The sequence below is a fragment of the Marinibactrum halimedae genome (assembly GCF_021234875.1).
GTDB lineage: Bacteria > Pseudomonadota > Gammaproteobacteria > Pseudomonadales > Cellvibrionaceae > Marinibactrum > Marinibactrum halimedae.
Genome location: NZ_JAJQVM010000027.1, coordinates 26,650 through 44,722 on the forward strand (window position 1 = coordinate 26,650; position 18,073 = coordinate 44,722).

Consider the following 18,073-nt stretch of genomic DNA (forward strand, 5'->3'; position numbering starts at 1 on the left):
AAAATACGCTGGCTTTTTGAAGAAGTGGGTTTTATCTAACCTTAGGGATTACTGAACCTCTAAAACACCCTCTTCAATTTTGGCTTTCCAGATTTGCGGCCCCGTTTGATGCACCGATTCACCGTTACTATCTACCGCCACTGTGACCGGCATATCCTGAATATCAAACTCGTAAATGGCTTCCATTCCCAACTCTTCAAAAGCCAATACTTTTGAAGATTTGATGGCTTTAGAGACAAGATAAGCCGCACCGCCTACTGCCATTAAATACACTGCTTTACTGTCTTTAATCGCCTCAATCGCCGTTGGGCCACGCTCAGCCTTACCTACCATACCCAGTAGGCCGGTTTCTTCCAGCATGGTGCGCGTGAACTTATCCATACGAGTGGCCGTTGTTGGCCCTGCCGGCCCAACCACTTCACCCTCAATAGGGTCAACCGGCCCAACGTAATAAATGAATCGATTGGCCATATCCACAGGTAACGATTCGCCCTTAGCGATCATATCGATCATACGCTTATGAGCCGCATCACGACCGGTCAACAATTTTCCTGACAGTAATAACGTTTCGCCGGGTTTCCAATCACGAACATCCTCTGCGGTAACGTCATCCAAATTAACACGACGTGCATTACCCACTTCCCAAGTGACTTCCGGCCAATCTTCCAATTTTGGTGGTGTTTGTAAGGCAGGGCCGCTGCCGTCCAAGGTGAAATGCGCATGACGAGTTGCGGCGCAATTAGGGATAATCGCAATCGCTTTATTCGCCGCGTGCGTGGGAAAATCTTTGACTTTTACATCTAACACCGTTGTTAAACCACCAAGCCCCTGAGCACCAATACCCAACGCATTCACTTTCTCAAATAATTCTAAGCGCAACTCTTCCGCTCGATTACTGGCACCACGCTTTTGCAAATCTTGAATATCGATGGGGTCTAAGAGAGACTCCTTCGCCAAGAGCATGGCTTTTTCTGCTGTACCACCAATACCAATACCCAACATACCCGGTGGACACCAACCTGCTCCCATGGTGGGTACGACATTTAACACCCAGTCGACAACCGAGTCAGAAGGATTAAGCATGGCAAACTTGGATTTCGCTTCCGAACCGCCCCCCTTTGCCGCCAAATGCACGTCAATTGTATTGCCCGGTACAATCTTATAGTTAATCACCGCCGGGGTATTATCGCCGGTGTTTTTACGTGCCCCATCTGGGTCAGCTAAAATCGAGGCTCGCAGGACATTATCGGGGTGATTGTAAGCACGGCGAACCCCCTCATTAATGATGTCATCTAAGCTCATGTCTGCTTCGATTTTGACATCCATACCGACATGCACAAAAGCAGAGACAATACCGGTATCTTGGCAAATAGGACGATGCCCTTCTGCACACATACGAGAATTAATCAAGATTTGCGCCATCGCGTCTTTTGCTGCGGGATTGGCTTCCCGTTGATACGCCTCATGCACAGCGTCAATAAAATCTTTTGGATGATAGTAAGAGATAAATTGCAAAGCATCAGTGACGCTTTCAATGATGTCATCTTGGCGAATCACGGTTGTCATTACGTACGCCTCATTTCGTTATTTTAAATTCTGCTCACACCGGGGTCAGTCACTATTCTCTCAATGGGTCGAATAAAAAGACTCATTTAAAGCCCACACTGCCCTACCGTACATGGACTATTCAGATATTACCTCACCGAATAAATACTCAGTACCAAACGCATTTTACACCATGTTTACGTGAAATACTCACAGGGATAGCTGTTATAGCCACTTCCCAATGCGTGATCATTTTTCAAACTAACCGAAGCACCTTAGCAAAACTCATCACAAAGACGGCGCTATACATCAACAGAATTAAAGGAAGAAAGGTTAGAACAGAAAAATTTAATAACAAAAGGAGGCATTCAAAAAAGTACATCAAGAAAAGTCATGAAAAATAACCCTTAAATAATACTCACGACCTTTGTCTACTGTACGAAGAGCAACCGATTGTGTTTTTATTCATTAAAATGGTGAAATAGAAAAGTGATTCATTCGTATTCTTCACTTTTTTCACGATACCGTTTTAGTAGGCAAATTACGCTGATATTTAGGTTTTTCGATACTTATTTTTCGACATTAACCAACGTTATTGGCTTGCTCGTCGTGATTTTATGGCTAGACTAATCATTAATAAATTCACTCTAGGAGCCGTCTGTGAGTCTTTTTATCACAGTCTTTTCCAGGATGGGGCAATGATTGCTTATCATCCCGTTGGCACCATCCCAATCTCCTCTGCCCGTCAGATTCTAATTTCGGGAAGAAAGGCATCCCTCTCTTTGATTTATCTCTCTCGAATGCTTTTAAAAAATGCAGAAAAAAGACTGGAAATAAACACTTTTCTATCACCAAATTCACCGCCAGCGAGTGATGTAAAAGCTTATGTGTTAAACAACGAAACCAATACTAAAGCCAACACCAAAACCAATAATAACCTTCACCAGGAAGGTGATTGTGTATAAAAAGGGTAATGTTAATCAGAAGAGTACGGTAATTTGACCGTGGGAGTTCACTGATGGCAACGTCGCTAGAGCCATGTCCGTTTTGTCAAAGTTCGCATTTACACATCTGCAATCACCTTATGACCTACTCTGTCAGCTGCCAATCCTGCCGCTGTCGTGGCCCACATCGATCAAATCTAAAAGCAGCACAATCAGAGTGGAATAAAACATCTTTGCTAATACGACAACATCAAACGAAAAACCCTATACCAGCAAACGAAGCGGACAGTATTTCACTCACCAACCGAGCGGCCTCACAATGATAGAATATTGAGTACTACTGGAATCTAAAATGAATATGGCTTTGAACACCGGGTATTAGAAACTTCAAGGAGAGTAAACCACAGTAAACGCCTATATGATCAAAGCATCTACTATTTTGTGGTTTACTTTTCCGAATTTGCTTCCCTTAAAAAGAAGGGGGAGAAGTTATAAAACAACAACATCGTAAGGTGTATTTATCTTTGTATTCAAGGGCGTATTGACGACCGTATTAACAACGATATTGACCACAATATTTATACGACCTTAGCAACGACGTTTGGGGGCCCATACATTCTCTTTTATGGCGTAGCAGGAGAACTGTTTCCACGCTGCTGTAATTCTAAAAGCTGGCGATTAATATTACGGCGGTAGGCATCGATCGACTCAATCGCATCCTCATTGCTCTGTACCCGAGACGATAAATTATCCACCTGTTTGAAAGAGCTTTTCAGGCTTGATTGCGCTGAAGATAATGATTTCACCTCAGACTGTAATGAATCCACAGAGGCCATTTTGGTATTAACAGACTGAGATAACGAAGATACCGTCGCTTTCAGCTCAGACAGAGATGACTCCACTTTCGTTAATGATTGCTTTGCGCTGTTCGCGGTTGAAGCAGCAGATTTTGCCGCAGACGCATTACTGGCAATGCCTTTTTTATTTACCTTACGGGTATCCCATAACTTACGAATTTCTGAATGTGCGAGTGCCAATTGTTCATTGGACTTTTTCAGATTGGCTTGTAACGCCGTCACCGACTGGCTAGCTTCATCATCAGTGAGTGTGAGTTGTTGCTCTAAATCCGTAAGCCGTAGTTGAACACCTTGTAGAGCAACTTGAGCTTGTGTGAGCTGCATAAATAAGAAGCCCGATAACCCAAGTGCCGCTACCGCCACCACAAACAACACCGGAGTCCATTTTGAACCAGAAGGCGCAGGGTCATAACTCACAGACCTTGGAGGCTGCTCAGCTCTACTGCTGCCCCCCTTTTTAGAGCCACTACTACGGTTCGCGGTAGATCGACGTAAAGGCTCTTCGCCTAAGTCATCGGTACTGATACCAGATAAGGTCGGTTCTTTACGAGCCATACTTCCCTCTCAATGTCTTTTATATATCACGATTAACAACAATCTAATACGACTAATCTAACCACACTAATCTCACAATAACTAATCTATCAACCGTTCAATGTGATCACACAGAACGTGATAACCCAATACAGTGCAAGAACAAAATGTCATTGATACTAAAACATGGCATAACAAGCTAAGTAGAATAAGTCGCGTACATTATGCTGAGATTGCCTGACTTGGGTAAGCCCTAAACAGAAAAAAGGAGGCAATCGCCTCCTTTTATGGGTCTGATGTGACTATTCTGTGACCAATCTTTGGGTATCACAGAAGTCGGTGGTGTCGTTATCGCATCAATGGCCAAATATTAAGCGAAATTAGCGTTCACAAAATCCCAGTTAACCAATGCCCAAAACGCCTTCATGTAATCAGGGCGTACATTACGATAATCGATGTAATAAGCATGCTCCCACAAATCAACGGTCAAAATAGGAGTAATACCTTCGTCTGTTAGTGGCGTTGCCGCATTACTGGTGTTGACAATCGCAACGGAACCATCTGCTTCTTTAACAAGCCAAGTCCAAGAAGAACCGAAGTTGTTGATCGCAGACGTGGTAAATTCTTCTTTGAACTTTTCAAAAGAGCCAAAAGCGGCATTAATAGCCTCTGCAACCGGCCCAGTAGGTTCACCGCCACCATTTGGCTTCAAACAATTCCAGTAAAAAGTATGGTTCCAAATTTGTGCCGAATTATTAAATACACCACCGGAAGAAGACTTCACCACTTCTTCTAAAGACTTACCTTCAAATTCAGTGCCCGGTACTAAACCATTCAATTTATCGACGTAAGTTTTATGATGCTTACCGTAATGATATTCGAGGGTCTCTTGCGAGATGTGTGGCTCCAATGCATTCAGGGCGTAAGGCAGTTCAGGTAATTCAAAAGACATATGTCACCTTCCTTATCAGTTAATGGCCAATGTTAGTAATACGGTTGTTAGTGCGATCATTAATACGATCTTTTACACACTATCTTTTCAAACTATTTTTCGAATTGCTTTCTAAGGGAAATTTCTAAAGACAGCTCTTAAGAATAGCTTCTACGGATTATTTGACAGATAGGTTTAGAGGAAAAACCCATTTAATTCATCAAATTTTTCAGGGCTTTTACACCGCCAATACAAAAACGGCTCGCAAATGCGAGCCGCTTAGCAAAGGTTGGGCTTACATCATGCCGCCCATGCCACCCATGCCGCCCATGTCAGGCATACCGCCACCTGGTGCAGCTGGCGCATCTTTCGCTGGTGCATCAGCAACCATTGCTTCAGTGGTAATCATCAAGCCCGCAATAGAGCCAGCTGCTTGCAAGGCAGTACGAGTCACTTTTGCTGGGTCTAGGATACCCATTTCCAACATGTCACCGTACTCGCCAGACCCAGCATTGAAACCGAAGTTTCCTTCGCCACCGCGAACTTTTTCTGCAATAACAGACGCTTCTTCACCGGCGTTGTCGACGATTTGACGCAAAGGCGCTTCCATCGCACGACGAGCAATCGCGATACCCGCATTTTGCTCTTCGTTGTCGCCAGTCAAATCCGCAATTGCCGCAACCGCGCGAACCAATGCCGTACCACCACCAGGCACAACACCTTCTTCTACTGCAGCACGAGTGGCGTGAAGTGCATCTTCAACGCGTGCTTTTTTCTCTTTCATTTCAACTTCGGTGGCTGCACCAACCTTAATCACCGCAACACCGCCAGCTAATTTCGCAACACGCTCTTGAAGCTTCTCACGATCGTAATCAGAGCTGGACTCTTCGATTTGTGCACGAATTTGTGCAACACGAGATTGGATCTCTTCAACGTTACCCGCACCATCAACAATCACAGTGTTTTCTTTGTTCATGGTAACGCGCTTAGCGGTTCCCAAGTGCTCAAGAGTAGTGCTTTCGAGATCAAGACCCACTTCTTCAGAAATCACAGTTGCACCGGTCAAGGTTGCAATGTCTTGCAACATCGCTTTACGACGATCACCGAAACCAGGCGCTTTACACGCAGAAACTTTAACGATGCCACGCATGTTGTTTACAACCAAAGTCGCCAAGGCTTCGCCTTCTACGTCTTCAGCAATAATGACCAACGGCTTACCAGCTTTTGCTACAGCTTCCAATACTGGCAATAATTCACGGATGTTAGAGATTTTTTTGTCAACCAACAAAAGGAACGGAGACTCTTGCTCAACGCTCATGTTGTCTTGGTTGGTAATGAAGTAAGGAGACAGGTAGCCACGGTCGAACTGCATACCTTCTACTACGTCCAACTCGTTCTCAAGACCAGAACCTTCTTCGACGGTGATAACACCTTCTTTACCCACTTTTTCCATTGCTTCAGCAATGATGTTACCCACGTTTTCATCACTGTTTGCAGAGATAGTACCTACTTGAGCGATAGATTTACTGTCTTCACAAGGCTGAGCGATAGACTGAACGTGCGCAACTGCAGCCGCAACCGCTTTGTCGATACCACGCTTAAGGTCCATTGGGTTCATGCCCGCAGCAACGGACTTCAGACCTTCGTTGACAATGGCTTGTGCCAATACAGTAGCAGTAGTGGTACCGTCACCAGCATCGTCAGACGCTTTAGAAGCCACTTCTTTTACCATTTGTGCGCCCATGTTTTCGAACTTGTTTTCTAGCTCGATTTCTTTCGCAACAGAAACACCGTCTTTAGTGACAGTAGGAGCACCGAAAGATTTGTCTAAAACAACGTTACGACCTTTAGGGCCCAAAGTAGTTTTTACGGCATCAGCCAAAATATTCACGCCCGCAAGCATTTTTACGCGAGCATCATCACCAAATTTTACGTCTTTAGCGGCCATTTTTGATTCCTTTAATAATCGATTTCAGTTCAAACACTAGGTTGAGAAAAGGGAGGCTTATACCACAACAGCTTTGATGTCTGATTCAGACAAAATCAGAAGCTCTTCGCCATCAACGTCGATAGTGTCGCTGCCTGCGTATTTACCGAATACAACAGTGTCACCAACTTTTACGTCTACTGGGCGAACCTCACCATTGTCCAAAATGCGACCGTTACCAACAGCCAATACTTCACCTTGATTTGGCTTATCAGTGGCGGAACCGGGTAGGACGATACCTGCGGCGGTCGTTTTTTCTTCTTCCTTACGGCGAACCACAACACGATCGTGTAAAGGACGAATATTCATCGTTTTCTTCTCCTAGAAGTAAGATACTAACCCGACTAACGGATTTTATTATGAATTACATTACGCGCTGCCAAACTCGACTTTACATGTCACGTTTAACAGCAATAATTGTTCGGTTACCGCTTATCTACACGGTATTACCCAATGCCCAACAACAGCTTCTTTTAACAGTTCTATCGATGGTCAAATATCAAGTGTTTTGTGAAATGGGGATCGAAAATTCCCTTTTCAACACTCAAATTCAAAAAAATTAGCTTTTTTTATGAGGGGGTGGGGTATCAGAATCCTCATGCCCCGTAAGTGACTTTGGTGCCATGGGAGCTTCCTCTTCACACTCACCATCAATCGTCGTTCCGCCTTTCTCCGCCCCATGCTGAAAGCCTGTTTTCGCTTCAAAATCCGTCTGAAAAAATGACGATTCCCCTTGAAAGGTACGACGACCAAAAGCACCACTTTGTTGAAAACGCTGAATTTTTCCACGCAATAACCATTTGGCTAATCGCACCCGTAACCCCGGAATCAAAAATAAAACCCCTACCGCATCACTGACAAAACCAGGGATCAACAATAAGACTCCCGCAATAGCCAAGCTGATGGCACCGATGATTTCGACCCCTGGCAGTTCATTGGCCTGCATTCGTTCACGCAAGGTAGCCAATGTTTTTAAACCTTGCATTCTCACAAGGTGGATACCGGCAAATGCCGTAAAAATACTCAGCCCAATGGCAGATAAAACACCAATCTGAGTACCCACTTTGACCAGCACCCAAAACTCAATGAGAATTCCGCTTAGCAATAAAAGAAGAAAGTAACGCATGTTATATATTCGAAATAGCTTCCGAGATAATTCAATCGGTTGTCGCCTAAATTTTCATTTTAGACTGACGGTAAATTTTAGACAGAGGCTGAATTTCAGACAGCGCTAAAAAGTTGCACTAAAGTTGATTCAGCCTGCGTGCCAAATAAGAAGGTGGGGGCAAATTGAAGGAAAGCAAATAATAAACAAAAGGCCCCAAGATGAATCAAGGGGCCTTTTTAGAGAAGATGAAAGAATAAAGCCGATACCGACTCTACCACTACCGACTCTACCACTCGATATATTCAAAGAAATCAAAGTCAGCATGCAAACCGGTGCCAGCAACATCCTGGCAACACATACCAACAAAAGCACCGGTAAAGTTTGCACCTTCGCCCTTACCGGCTTCGTCACTCAATAAGCTGTAATCTTGTGTGACTGGGAAAAGATGCCAATCGGTACCATCCAAAGACCAAGAGAACTGCAATTTGTCAAAATCCACTGCGGCTCGTAAATAAACCGGGACGTTATCCGGCAATTTAATCCCCTGCTCAAGCCCAAAAGTAAGCATCCAGCTTTGGTCACCCACACAAGACATCACATTCAATACCTTGCCTAACGTTTCATCACGGGAAATGTAAAGGTAATGGAATTTATGAGTGTTGTAGTAACAAACCAAGCCCCCCATTTGCTGAAAATGTTCAGGCTCAAACTCCACTTGGGTGGAAGCAGTAAAACAAAACGCCTGCTGACGTCGAGCAATCAAGGCTTGCTTATACCAACTGCCTATGGATTCGCGACCATACAAACGCAAAAAACCTGCACGGTCTGTTAAGCTCATGAAAACGGAAGGGTCCGGCACACGTAGCCACTGAAACTCATCCGGTAGCGCTGTCTCATCAAAGTCATGACGTGCGTAAGCCTTGGATGGCATCTCCGGTGGCAAATCGGCGATGGCAATTTCCGCTTTGGGAATGCAATCGCCATCTATCGGCCATAGCCAATCGTCCTCACGCCACTCCATTTTTTGAATGGCTGTCTCGCGCCCCATTGGGCTACGGGCAGCCTTTCCGCCCCATAAAGACAATGGGCGACTACATAAATGCACGTGATACACCTCACCCGATTGCGTTTCAACAAAATCACCATGACCTGCACGCTGAATTTTGTTATCCGGGGTGTCTTTCGCTGTAATGATGTGCTTGATGGGGTGAAGCTCATAGGGCCCAGTCAGGGATTTGGAACGCGCCATCGTCACCGCATGATTGTAACCGGTTCCACCTTCTGCCGTAATAAGGTAGTAGTACCCATTGCGCTTATACAAGTGTGGCCCTTCGGTAAAACTCAGATCTGAACCTGGAAAAATAGAGTGAACCGGTCCCATCAGCTTTTTTTGCTCAGGGCAATATTCTTGCAGGTCGATGCCTTTAAAAAAGGTCGGCCCCGGACGACGGTGATCCCACACCATATTGACATACCATTTACGGCCATCATCATCATGAAATAAAGACGGGTCAAAACCGCTGCTATTCATGTACACCGGTGAAGACCAGTCGCCATCAATAGTGGCACAGGTAGTCACATAGTTATGAGTGTCTTTGTAATTTCCATCAAAACGTTTAACGTCGGTGTAGACCAGATAAAACAAACCCTCGTTATAGGTCAAGCACGGTGCCCACACACCACATGAATCTGGCTCGCCCGTCATATCCAATAAATCTGGTCGATTCAATGGACGAGCGACTAATCGCCAGTTCTTTAAATCACGAGAGTGGTGTATTTGAACACCTGGATACCATTCAAACGTGGAGGTCGCAATATAGTAGTCATCGCCCACACGGCAGATGGAAGGGTCGGGGTTAAAACCCGGTAAAATTGGATTGGAAATTACATCAGTCATTGTTAAGACACCAAACGTCTAATTTTTCTTCTATTGAAAGGTCGTACGGAATATCAGTACGACCTACAGAGATAGGATTTACCTGAAATGACAGAAATCTAATACTGTGTGTTCCAATCACTTCAGTATCTAACGATTCCACCACCTAACTAAGCACCCCAAATTGGGTTAAGCCGTTCTTTCCGTACTTTCAGATACAGCCGTTTTAGAGAGGTTAAGGCGACTATTCGATTCGCTTTCCTGCTCTGCTTCCATGTCACTCAGCTCAGCGTGTATCTCTACCATTTTGGCATTGGTGAGCTTATAAAAACGCATTGCGACCAAACACAGAATGGAGCAAACGACGGAAGAAAGGGCAAAAATCAACTGGATACCAAAAAGTGCCTGGGCCGATTGCTGCTCGGCATTGGCTTCATAGTTGTAATAACTCAACAACCACCCCACCAAAGCGCCTCCAATTGCTAACCCCATTTTAATCAATAAGAGGTGTGCAGAATAACTCATCGCCATCACATTTCGGCTACTACTCAAACGACCATAATCAACGGTATCTGGCACCATGGAAAACATCAGCGGCACCACTACCATTTGCGACATATTCGCTAAAATAAAGAAGACAAAGGCAAGCTCAATTTGGGTATTGGGCACAAAGAAAAGAAGTGCATGAAAAACAATCATTCCAATCAAAGCCCAATTCATGATACTCACTTTGCAATAAAGCTTTGTTAGAAAATTGGTAGATAAAGCGCCAACTACCGAACCAATCATACCCAATGTCATAAATTGAGAGGTAAGATCTTCACGACCGAAAAAATATTTCATGTAAAAGGGGGCGCCTGCTCCTCTCATCGCCACCAATACCAATAAAAAGAACGCAAGTAAGCCTATAATCTGCCATTGTTTATTGCACATTACCGCCCAAAGGTCGCCCATAATATTGGTGCTTTTTTCCTGAGGTGGAGGGGTAATACGCTCTCGCGTTAAGAAAAAACAGCCAATAAAGCAAGCAACAGCTAAAGTGGCGAGCACTGCCATAGCCAGCTGGTAACCACGCTGAACATCTTCTCCTCCCAAAGCACTCACTAAAGGCAAGGTGGCTGATGTCACTAAAGCGCCTCCCACCATTGCCATAGCAAAGCGGTATGACTGAACCGAAGCACGCTCAGTACTATCACCTGTAATGACGCCGCCCAATGCAGAGTATGGAATATTGACTGCAGTGTATGCCGTCATGAGTAACGCATAGGTCACATAGGCATAAACCACCTTAGAATTCTCAGCCAAATCCGGTGTGGTAAAAGCAAATACGGCAAGAATTCCGTATGGAATTGAAGTGTAAATCAAATAAGGGCGGTAACGCCCCCAGCGGGTCTTCGTTCGGTCTGCCATCCCACCCATTAACGGGTCTGTAAAGGCGTCAAAAACACGCACCGCTAACATTAGGGTTCCCACCGTCGCGGCTGGCAAGCCATACACATCCGTATAAAAGATCACCATAAAATTAATCACGACTTGAAAGACGATATTACTCGCCGTATCCCCCAAGCCGTAGCCAATTTTCTCAACCACGGTTAACTTCCCGTGATCTGCGCTTGCCTGTGCCATTGAGTTTGCCTCTCTATTTTATTGTTTGAATAACGGATGGCGGATGCAGGGCTATTTGATAGTATTCACGAAGCGTATCCAAGAGAAGATCACCACGTCCCTTAGACGAGGAAGACATCCCAATCATACTGCTCCTGCGGTTTTATCGTTATTGTCCTGTAAACCGTATTCTACTCTTTTTAAACCCCTGGCTTTAACGCTCATTTTTCACTTCGCGTTTCTCGCTACAGAGGTCTGTCAGTGCTGAGCCTCTCTCTGAAGGGCTAGCGTGCCTCTCTTTATTTTTTAGTGTCTATATTCTTTTATTCTGTGTTTTGGGCCAGATTAACGACTTGTTTTGTATCTGGTTATTTGTGTACCAAGTTATTATTGATGGGCTGTATATTAATAGGTCATTTATTCTTAGATTACTCATTTATGGATTATGTCGAGCAGGTTTAGTTTCGCACTCGAAACACCCACTCCACAGAAAACTCGTACTGCTCACCCGGCAATAGCCACGCATTAGGGCTGTCGCAACGATTCGGACCATTTGGGTAACTTTGAGGCTCGATGCAAAACGCTTCGTATGGGTGAACGTAATAACACTGACCATTAATGGTAACAGGCTTCAAATTATTTCCGCCATAGAACTGCGCACCGGGTTGATTACTTCGAACGGTTAACTCAATTCCGGATTTCGGACTTGCCACCACCGCATTGGTCGTTAATTCAGTATTTTTAACCGGGTAGCACCAGCAATGGTCATAGCCTTTTGCACGCTGCAGCTGTGAATCCAAAGACATAAAATGATCAAACTGTTCACCCAAACGGCGCTCACGACGAAAATCCATAGGGGTTTGATCTACGGGGGAAGCGTGAGCAAGGGGGATTTGATCAGGTCCGGTGGATAAAAACGTATCAGAAGGCAAGGTGACAAGATGGTCAAAGGTATTTCCAGCTTTTCTAGCAGATTGATTTGAAATCGGGAAAATACCATCAAGATTAAAATAACTGTGTTGGCTTAAGCCAAAGGGTGTTTTCTGATCGGTATGGGCCGTCATCGACAAAGATAGAATACTGTCTTCAGACAGCTGATACTCAGCGGTCACTAACACAGTGCCCGGATACCCTTGATCTCCAGATGGGCTGAGTAATGTCATACGCAGATATTGATGATTACTGACACTTTCATCAATCAGCCAAAACTGACTATCAAAACCCAGTGGCCCACCATGCAAATGTTCACCAGTTTCATCTGTAGCGAGCTGAAGATCTATTTCTTGACATCGGACACGACCCGCTTGAATTCGGTTAGCATAACGACCAACGGTCGCGCCCAAGTAAAAAGGGTCATGTAGGTAGGCATTAGGATCACTGTAGCCTAAGACGATATTGCGCCTTTCACCGTGGCGATCTGGCACACACAACTCAACCATTCTTGCGCCGTAATTTAAGAAGCTCACCCGCATTCCCGACGCATTACTAAGAGTATGAGTGTGAAGCTCATGGTGTAACGACACCGCCGTTCTTGATTTCAGCTTCTGTATCATAGCGAATCGATCCATTACCCAAGTGGGTACATACACTGGCCTTTTTCTATACAACTTTCTACTCGACAAAGGACACAGGTTAAGTGGACATTGTCATTTTCATATTTTTGTACTAACTGGAAAGACTAACTCTAACACCACCCTATGTAAACGATTACATATCGCAATACCCTTCCCTTTTCTCACTTTCCATTTAGACTGCTCCTCATAAATCGCATTACAGCATGAAAGAAATCACAACCTTTTCTTCAAATATGTATCAAAATTGGCTGTTTTTCCCCTAAAAAATGAAAAATATCCACCTAAACTGATAACAAATAAATCATCATAACAAACATACTATGGTCTCTATCAAAGAAGTGGCTCAGCTAGCGGGTGTTTCCACAGCAACCGTTTCGCGCTTTATCAACAACCCTGATCAAGTTAAACAACACACTCGTGAACGCGTACAAAAAGCAATCAGTGAAACAGGCTATGCACCCAACACGCTTGCCAGGAATTTCAGGCGTGGCAAGACTCATATCGTAGTGGTGGTATTGCCCTCGGTAGGAGATCCATTTTTTGAAGGGATCATGGAGGGAATTTGGCGCGTTGCCAGGGAGCAAGGCTACAGTATTCTAGTGCGGGAGACCTTGTTTAATACGGTGGATTTCGACGAATTCACCCATATGATCTTCTCAAAGCAGGCCGATGGTATCATTCTGCTAGCAAGTCCAAGTCCCTTCCGAGAAGGGGTATCCATTGATGACGAGCGCAAGCAACCACCGATCATTCTCAGTTGTGAAAACGTCACACCAGAACTCAAGAACTTCCCTAGTGTGCGCATCGACAACGTTGCTGCAGCAACAGAGGCTACCACTTATTTAATCAGCCTAGGGCACAAACGCATCGCCTTTATGTTTGGTAAATCGTCTTCGACATTAACGGCTGACCGAGAAACCGGTTACCGCAAAGCCATGAAAAAAGCCAAACTTCCCATCGATGATACCTGGGTCAGTGAAGGCGGGTTGACCTTAGAGGGCGCTCGTCGAGCCGTACGCAAGCTCATTAACTCTAGTGCCCCTCCCACAGCCATTTTTTGCGCGAATGATGAAATGGCCATTGGCGCTATCCACGAAATCAAAGCTGCTGGTCTCTCAGTTCCCGAAGACATCTCGGTTGTTGGCTTTGATGATATCCGGTATGCCGAAGTGGTCGATCCACCTCTGACCACCATCGCTCAGCCTGCTGAAGAAATCGGGGAACGAACGATGTACCGCCTTTGCAAGGCTATTGATGGCAGTGACATTGGCCTTGGCGCTGAAACCGTGCCGCACAAACTAATTGTGCGGCGCTCAACGGCAAAGCCCCCGCAGAGCTCATAATCTAAACGCCAAATCAAAACTGTTCATATAATTATAACAATTACATTTTTGTTATAATCACCCCACTATACCTCTAAAAACTCTCTAGCCACGTCACCTTAAGCTAGACTGACGTGGCATACAGATGAGACCAAACATTCGGGTATTATGGAGCCCCACATGCTAAAACACACTCTATTAACGACTCTATTAACGACTTTTGTCATTGCTGTTGCTGCGCCAATCTCTGCACAAGATACCGAAGAAGAGCCTCAAGAAAAGTCCTGGTCCGGAAAAGGTGAAGCCGGAATGGTGATTGTAGAAGGGAACTCGGAATCCGAAGTTATTAATGCAGCGCTGGAGTTTAGCCGCAAAAAAGGGGGTTGGGAGCACATTGCGAGAATATCGGCCATCAGTGCCGAAAACGATGGCGAAAAAGACGCCGAGTCTTACCTTGCTGAGTGGACTACCAAGGCAGACTTTAACGCTCGATCATTCGGATACGGCGAGACACGCTATTTCGAAGACCGCTTCGACTCCTATGAAGGTATCGTTTCTATTGGTCTCGGTGCAGGTTATCGTGTGGTCATGCGTGATCACGTTAACTGGGAATTAAGCGCTGGTGTGGGTTACCGTTCAACCGAATTTGAAGAAACGGGTGAAGATCAAAGTGGCACAACGTTTCTTGCCAACTCGCTGTATACACATCAATTAACGGAAACCACGTTTTTCAGCAACGATACACGTGTTGAATCATCTTCTGACAACACGTTTGTACAAAACATCTTAGGTTTAAGCGTTACGATTAATTCACAGTTGGCCATGAAATTTGGGTATGAAACCCGATATAATTCAGAAGCCGCTGATGAAGATGAAAACACGGACACCATTACGTCTGTAAATCTTGTGTACAATTTTTAACTTCTCATAAAGTCACCGTACTATTTCGATACGGTGACAAAATGCCCTTAAAACACAAACACCTCTTGCAAAATACCGGAAACGGATGATCAATTCTCACCCTCATTCACACAAGAAAAGCGAGCCTCCAACTGAACCAATAAGCAAAGAGGAGGCGCTTTATCTTGCCCTGAGTAAAATCCCCAAGGGAAAAGTCATCACATACGGTGATCTCGCCACCCTAGCAGGCCGTCCAGGTGCTGCTCGCTGGGCAGGCACTATGTTAAAAAGGCTTCCTAAAGATACAACACTACCATGGCATCGCGTTATCAACAGCCATGGAACACTTTCTCTTCGAGAGTATACCCATCGTATTGAATTACAACGAGCAAGACTGCAAGAAGAAGGTATTCTCTTCAAGGGCGATAAAATTCCTTTGTCTATTTACCGCTGGTAACGCGTAGTGTTCATCGGTCGTTGATGACTTACATTAATAAAAATTTCCAAAAACCTTCCTAAGATGTGACATGCCTCTTACGGCAATATCGACCTAATCACTGGATGAAAAAGAACGCACGTCATAACGTATAACGTTCATCAACATTGCACAGACGTTTATGCCTTATAAAAAATAAAGCGCCTGTATTTATAAAAAAACCAGTGACTCCCTATGCCAACGCTTCCTATTCTTCAACGCACTCTTTCCTTATACCGCCACTCATTTTCAATCTTGCTGATCAGTGGAATAAGTGTATTTGCACCTTTGTTTTGCCATGCAGAGAATGCGTCCTCAGCACAGCCCCATATAACAGACTCTCCCACAACGCAGTCTTCTATCAATTACACTTACGATCCGTTAGCAAACCCAAGGGAAGATTTAAAAAGCGCTCTGCACCACGCTCAAAAGAAAAATACATTAGTGTTATTAATATTTGGGGCCGAATGGTGTGGAGACTGCCGCAGTCTTAACCGAAAAATGACAGAGTCACCCTTGGCAGACACTCTTTCCAAAAATTTTGAAATCGTACATATAGACATAGGAGAGTGGAATAAAAACCTAGATTTTGCCAAACAATTTGGCAACCCTATTGCCGGAGGCATCCCATCCATAGCCATCATCGACAATAATAACGAAGTGAAATTTGTAGCAGAAGGCGGCACTTTTGCGAATGCACGACGCTCTCAAACCACCTCCATCAACCAATGGTTTGAAAACGCCATCACCAATATTAACACCAATGCCCCTGTATCAAATAAAATTAAAAACGAAGGCATTATTGAGGGGATAATAAAACGAATTAGCGCTTTAATCAGCTAAGCTTTTAAAAGGAAAATCACAATAATTGGCCTCTCCTATTAAACAACGTCTTTGTGGTTTTCCTTCTGAAAAAGATAATATGCTTTTTCCGTTTTCATAAGATACGCTGACATCAAAATAGCGGGAATACCAATCACTGCAGCATATAGAAAAAACGGCACGAACCCTAAAGAATCCACCACAACTCCGCCAAATCCACTCAAAAATTTTCCAGGCAATGTCATTAGAGAGCTGAATAGCGCATATTGTGTGGCGGTATAATGGCGATTGGTAAGGCCTGCAAGATAAGCGATAAAACACGCATTCGCAAGGCCACCACTGAGATTGTCCGCACTGATCACGATCGTCAACCACAATAAACTTGGACCAGTATAAGCCAAATACGCGAATAAGATATTGGTTGCCACAACCATAATGGCAGCAATAAACAACGGGCGAAACACGCCAATTTTCGCAACAACAATTCCGGCAACAAACGTTCCAAACATTGTCATACCAAAACCGTATATTTTACCCACTGTCGCAATTTCACTTTTTGTAAAACCGACATCTAAGTAAAAAGGATTTGCCATAATCCCCATAGTAATATCACTGAGCCGAAAGACACCAATAAATATCAAGATGAAAATAGCCCAAGTACCGTTACGCTGAAAAAAGTCCAGAAACGGACAAATCACAGCATCTCCAAACCAGACCTTAAAGCGTTGCCACCGATGCATCTCCTGCTCTTCAACTGTAAGATTGAAACGCTTTTCCAGTAACCGGTGAGCGGCATCTTCTTCTGTCGCCCTCATTTTTAACGGCTCTTTAATCACTAAAACCGTTACCACCCCAACTCCCATAAAAAGAGCCATTGACAAATAGGCTATTGACCAAGAAAACCAATCCGCAATAAAAAAAGCGCCAGCACCCGCAACTAACATTGCTAATCGATAACCAAATACATAAGTCGCCGACATGGCAGCTTGTAGGTCCACTGTTGCCGCCTCTACACGATAAGCATCAATGGATAAATCCTGTGTTGCTGAAGAGAAGGCCACCGCTAATGCCAATAGAGCAATCAACATCAAATCACTCTCAGGATTTGCCTGGCTCATTAACGCCAAACTAACAGCAATAAACAGTTGCGCCACCAGTATCCAACTTCTACGGCGACCCAAAAACGTACCCAAAAAAGGAATATGAAGCCTATCAACAATGGGAGACCAAAAGACTTTTACAGAATACGTGATACCCACCCAAGCAAAAAAACCAATGGCCGTTTTGCTGACACCATAATCACTCAACCACGCCGTTAATGTAGAAAACACCAACAATAGCGGCAATCCCGCTGAGAACCCCAAAAACCACATTACCAATACTTTACGATGCCAATAAACTTTTAATGCTTGTATCCAATTTGAGGTCATACTTCAGTTTTACCTTTAAATTTACAATAGGCTGTATTAGACACCAAAGGTCAATAAATGCTTCAAGAGCATAGAAATAGAATTGGGAGCCCAACGGCTAGAAATAACACGTCATACAGAAAAGCGGCCGTGATTTAGGAGGAAGTGAAAGCGGATACGTATG

Annotated in this window: 16 protein-coding genes; 6 read left to right on the forward strand and 10 right to left on the reverse strand. The window is 44.4% G+C overall.

Going from position 1 to position 18,073, the window contains the following annotated elements; all coding sequences use genetic code 11:
- Positions 1–48: 48 nt before the first annotated feature.
- Positions 49–1,566: a fumarate hydratase gene (locus LU351_RS15110; protein ID WP_232594924.1), complete on the reverse strand. Its 1,518-nt coding sequence runs from the start codon at positions 1,564–1,566 to the stop codon at positions 49–51.
- 677 nt (positions 1,567–2,243) lie between these two features.
- On the opposite strand from LU351_RS15110, the gene LU351_RS15115 reads away from it, so the two are divergent.
- Positions 2,244–2,510 carry a hypothetical protein gene (locus LU351_RS15115; protein WP_232594925.1) on the forward strand — a complete coding sequence of 89 codons (267 nt, stop codon included), beginning with the start codon at positions 2,244–2,246 and terminating at the stop codon, positions 2,508–2,510.
- Between the two features lie 53 nt (positions 2,511–2,563).
- Entirely contained in the window at positions 2,564–2,812 is a 249-nt protein-coding gene (locus tag LU351_RS21055; RefSeq protein ID WP_416053963.1) for a Lar family restriction alleviation protein, read from the forward strand.
- A gap of 300 nt (positions 2,813–3,112) precedes the next feature.
- On the opposite strand, the gene LU351_RS15120 is transcribed toward LU351_RS21055, so the two are convergent.
- From LU351_RS15120 to LU351_RS15155, 8 genes are all read right to left on the reverse strand, one after another.
- Positions 3,113–3,901, reverse strand: coding sequence for a hypothetical protein (locus LU351_RS15120; RefSeq protein ID WP_232594926.1), 789 nt, complete (start codon positions 3,899–3,901; stop codon positions 3,113–3,115).
- Positions 3,902–4,250: 349 nt separating this feature from the next.
- Positions 4,251–4,832, reverse strand: a complete 582-nt coding sequence (sodB, locus tag LU351_RS15125) for a superoxide dismutase [Fe] (protein WP_232594927.1) — start codon at positions 4,830–4,832, stop codon at positions 4,251–4,253.
- Positions 4,833–5,106: 274 nt separating this feature from the next.
- On the reverse strand, positions 5,107–6,759 hold the full coding sequence (groL, locus tag LU351_RS15130; protein ID WP_232594928.1) for a chaperonin GroEL: 1,653 nt from the start codon (positions 6,757–6,759) through the stop codon (positions 5,107–5,109).
- Between the two features lie 57 nt (positions 6,760–6,816).
- Entirely contained in the window at positions 6,817–7,107 is a 291-nt protein-coding gene (locus LU351_RS15135; protein WP_232594929.1) for a co-chaperone GroES, read from the reverse strand.
- Positions 7,108–7,357: 250 nt separating this feature from the next.
- Positions 7,358–7,924, reverse strand: coding sequence for an FxsA family protein (locus tag LU351_RS15140; protein ID WP_232594930.1), 567 nt, complete (start codon positions 7,922–7,924; stop codon positions 7,358–7,360).
- Positions 7,925–8,192: 268 nt separating this feature from the next.
- Positions 8,193–9,803, reverse strand: coding sequence for a glycoside hydrolase family 43 protein (locus LU351_RS15145; RefSeq protein ID WP_232594931.1), 1,611 nt, complete (start codon positions 9,801–9,803; stop codon positions 8,193–8,195).
- 168 nt (positions 9,804–9,971) lie between these two features.
- The gene (locus LU351_RS15150; protein WP_232594932.1) at positions 9,972–11,408 is read right to left on the reverse strand and encodes a glycoside-pentoside-hexuronide (GPH):cation symporter; all 1,437 of its coding nucleotides are present in this window, start codon (positions 11,406–11,408) and stop codon (positions 9,972–9,974) included.
- Positions 11,409–11,845: 437 nt separating this feature from the next.
- Positions 11,846–12,940, reverse strand: a complete 1,095-nt coding sequence (locus LU351_RS15155; protein ID WP_232594933.1) for an aldose epimerase family protein — start codon at positions 12,938–12,940, stop codon at positions 11,846–11,848.
- 341 nt (positions 12,941–13,281) lie between these two features.
- Between LU351_RS15155 and LU351_RS15160 the strand changes: the two genes are divergently transcribed.
- The 4 genes from LU351_RS15160 (at position 13,282) to LU351_RS15175 (ending at position 16,501) form a co-directional block, all read left to right on the forward strand.
- Positions 13,282–14,304: a LacI family DNA-binding transcriptional regulator gene (locus tag LU351_RS15160; protein ID WP_232594934.1), complete on the forward strand. Its 1,023-nt coding sequence runs from the start codon at positions 13,282–13,284 to the stop codon at positions 14,302–14,304.
- Positions 14,305–14,463: 159 nt separating this feature from the next.
- A complete protein-coding gene (locus tag LU351_RS15165; RefSeq protein ID WP_232594935.1) occupies positions 14,464–15,204 on the forward strand; it encodes a DUF481 domain-containing protein in 741 nt (246 codons plus the stop codon).
- Positions 15,205–15,289: 85 nt separating this feature from the next.
- Entirely contained in the window at positions 15,290–15,640 is a 351-nt protein-coding gene (locus LU351_RS15170) for an MGMT family protein (RefSeq protein ID WP_232594936.1), read from the forward strand.
- 213 nt (positions 15,641–15,853) lie between these two features.
- Entirely contained in the window at positions 15,854–16,501 is a 648-nt protein-coding gene (locus tag LU351_RS15175) for a thioredoxin family protein (RefSeq protein WP_232594937.1), read from the forward strand.
- Positions 16,502–16,539: 38 nt separating this feature from the next.
- On the opposite strand, the gene LU351_RS15180 is transcribed toward LU351_RS15175, so the two are convergent.
- A complete protein-coding gene (locus LU351_RS15180; RefSeq protein ID WP_232594938.1) occupies positions 16,540–17,910 on the reverse strand; it encodes an AmpG family muropeptide MFS transporter in 1,371 nt (456 codons plus the stop codon).
- Between the last annotated feature and the right edge of the window lie 163 nt (positions 17,911–18,073).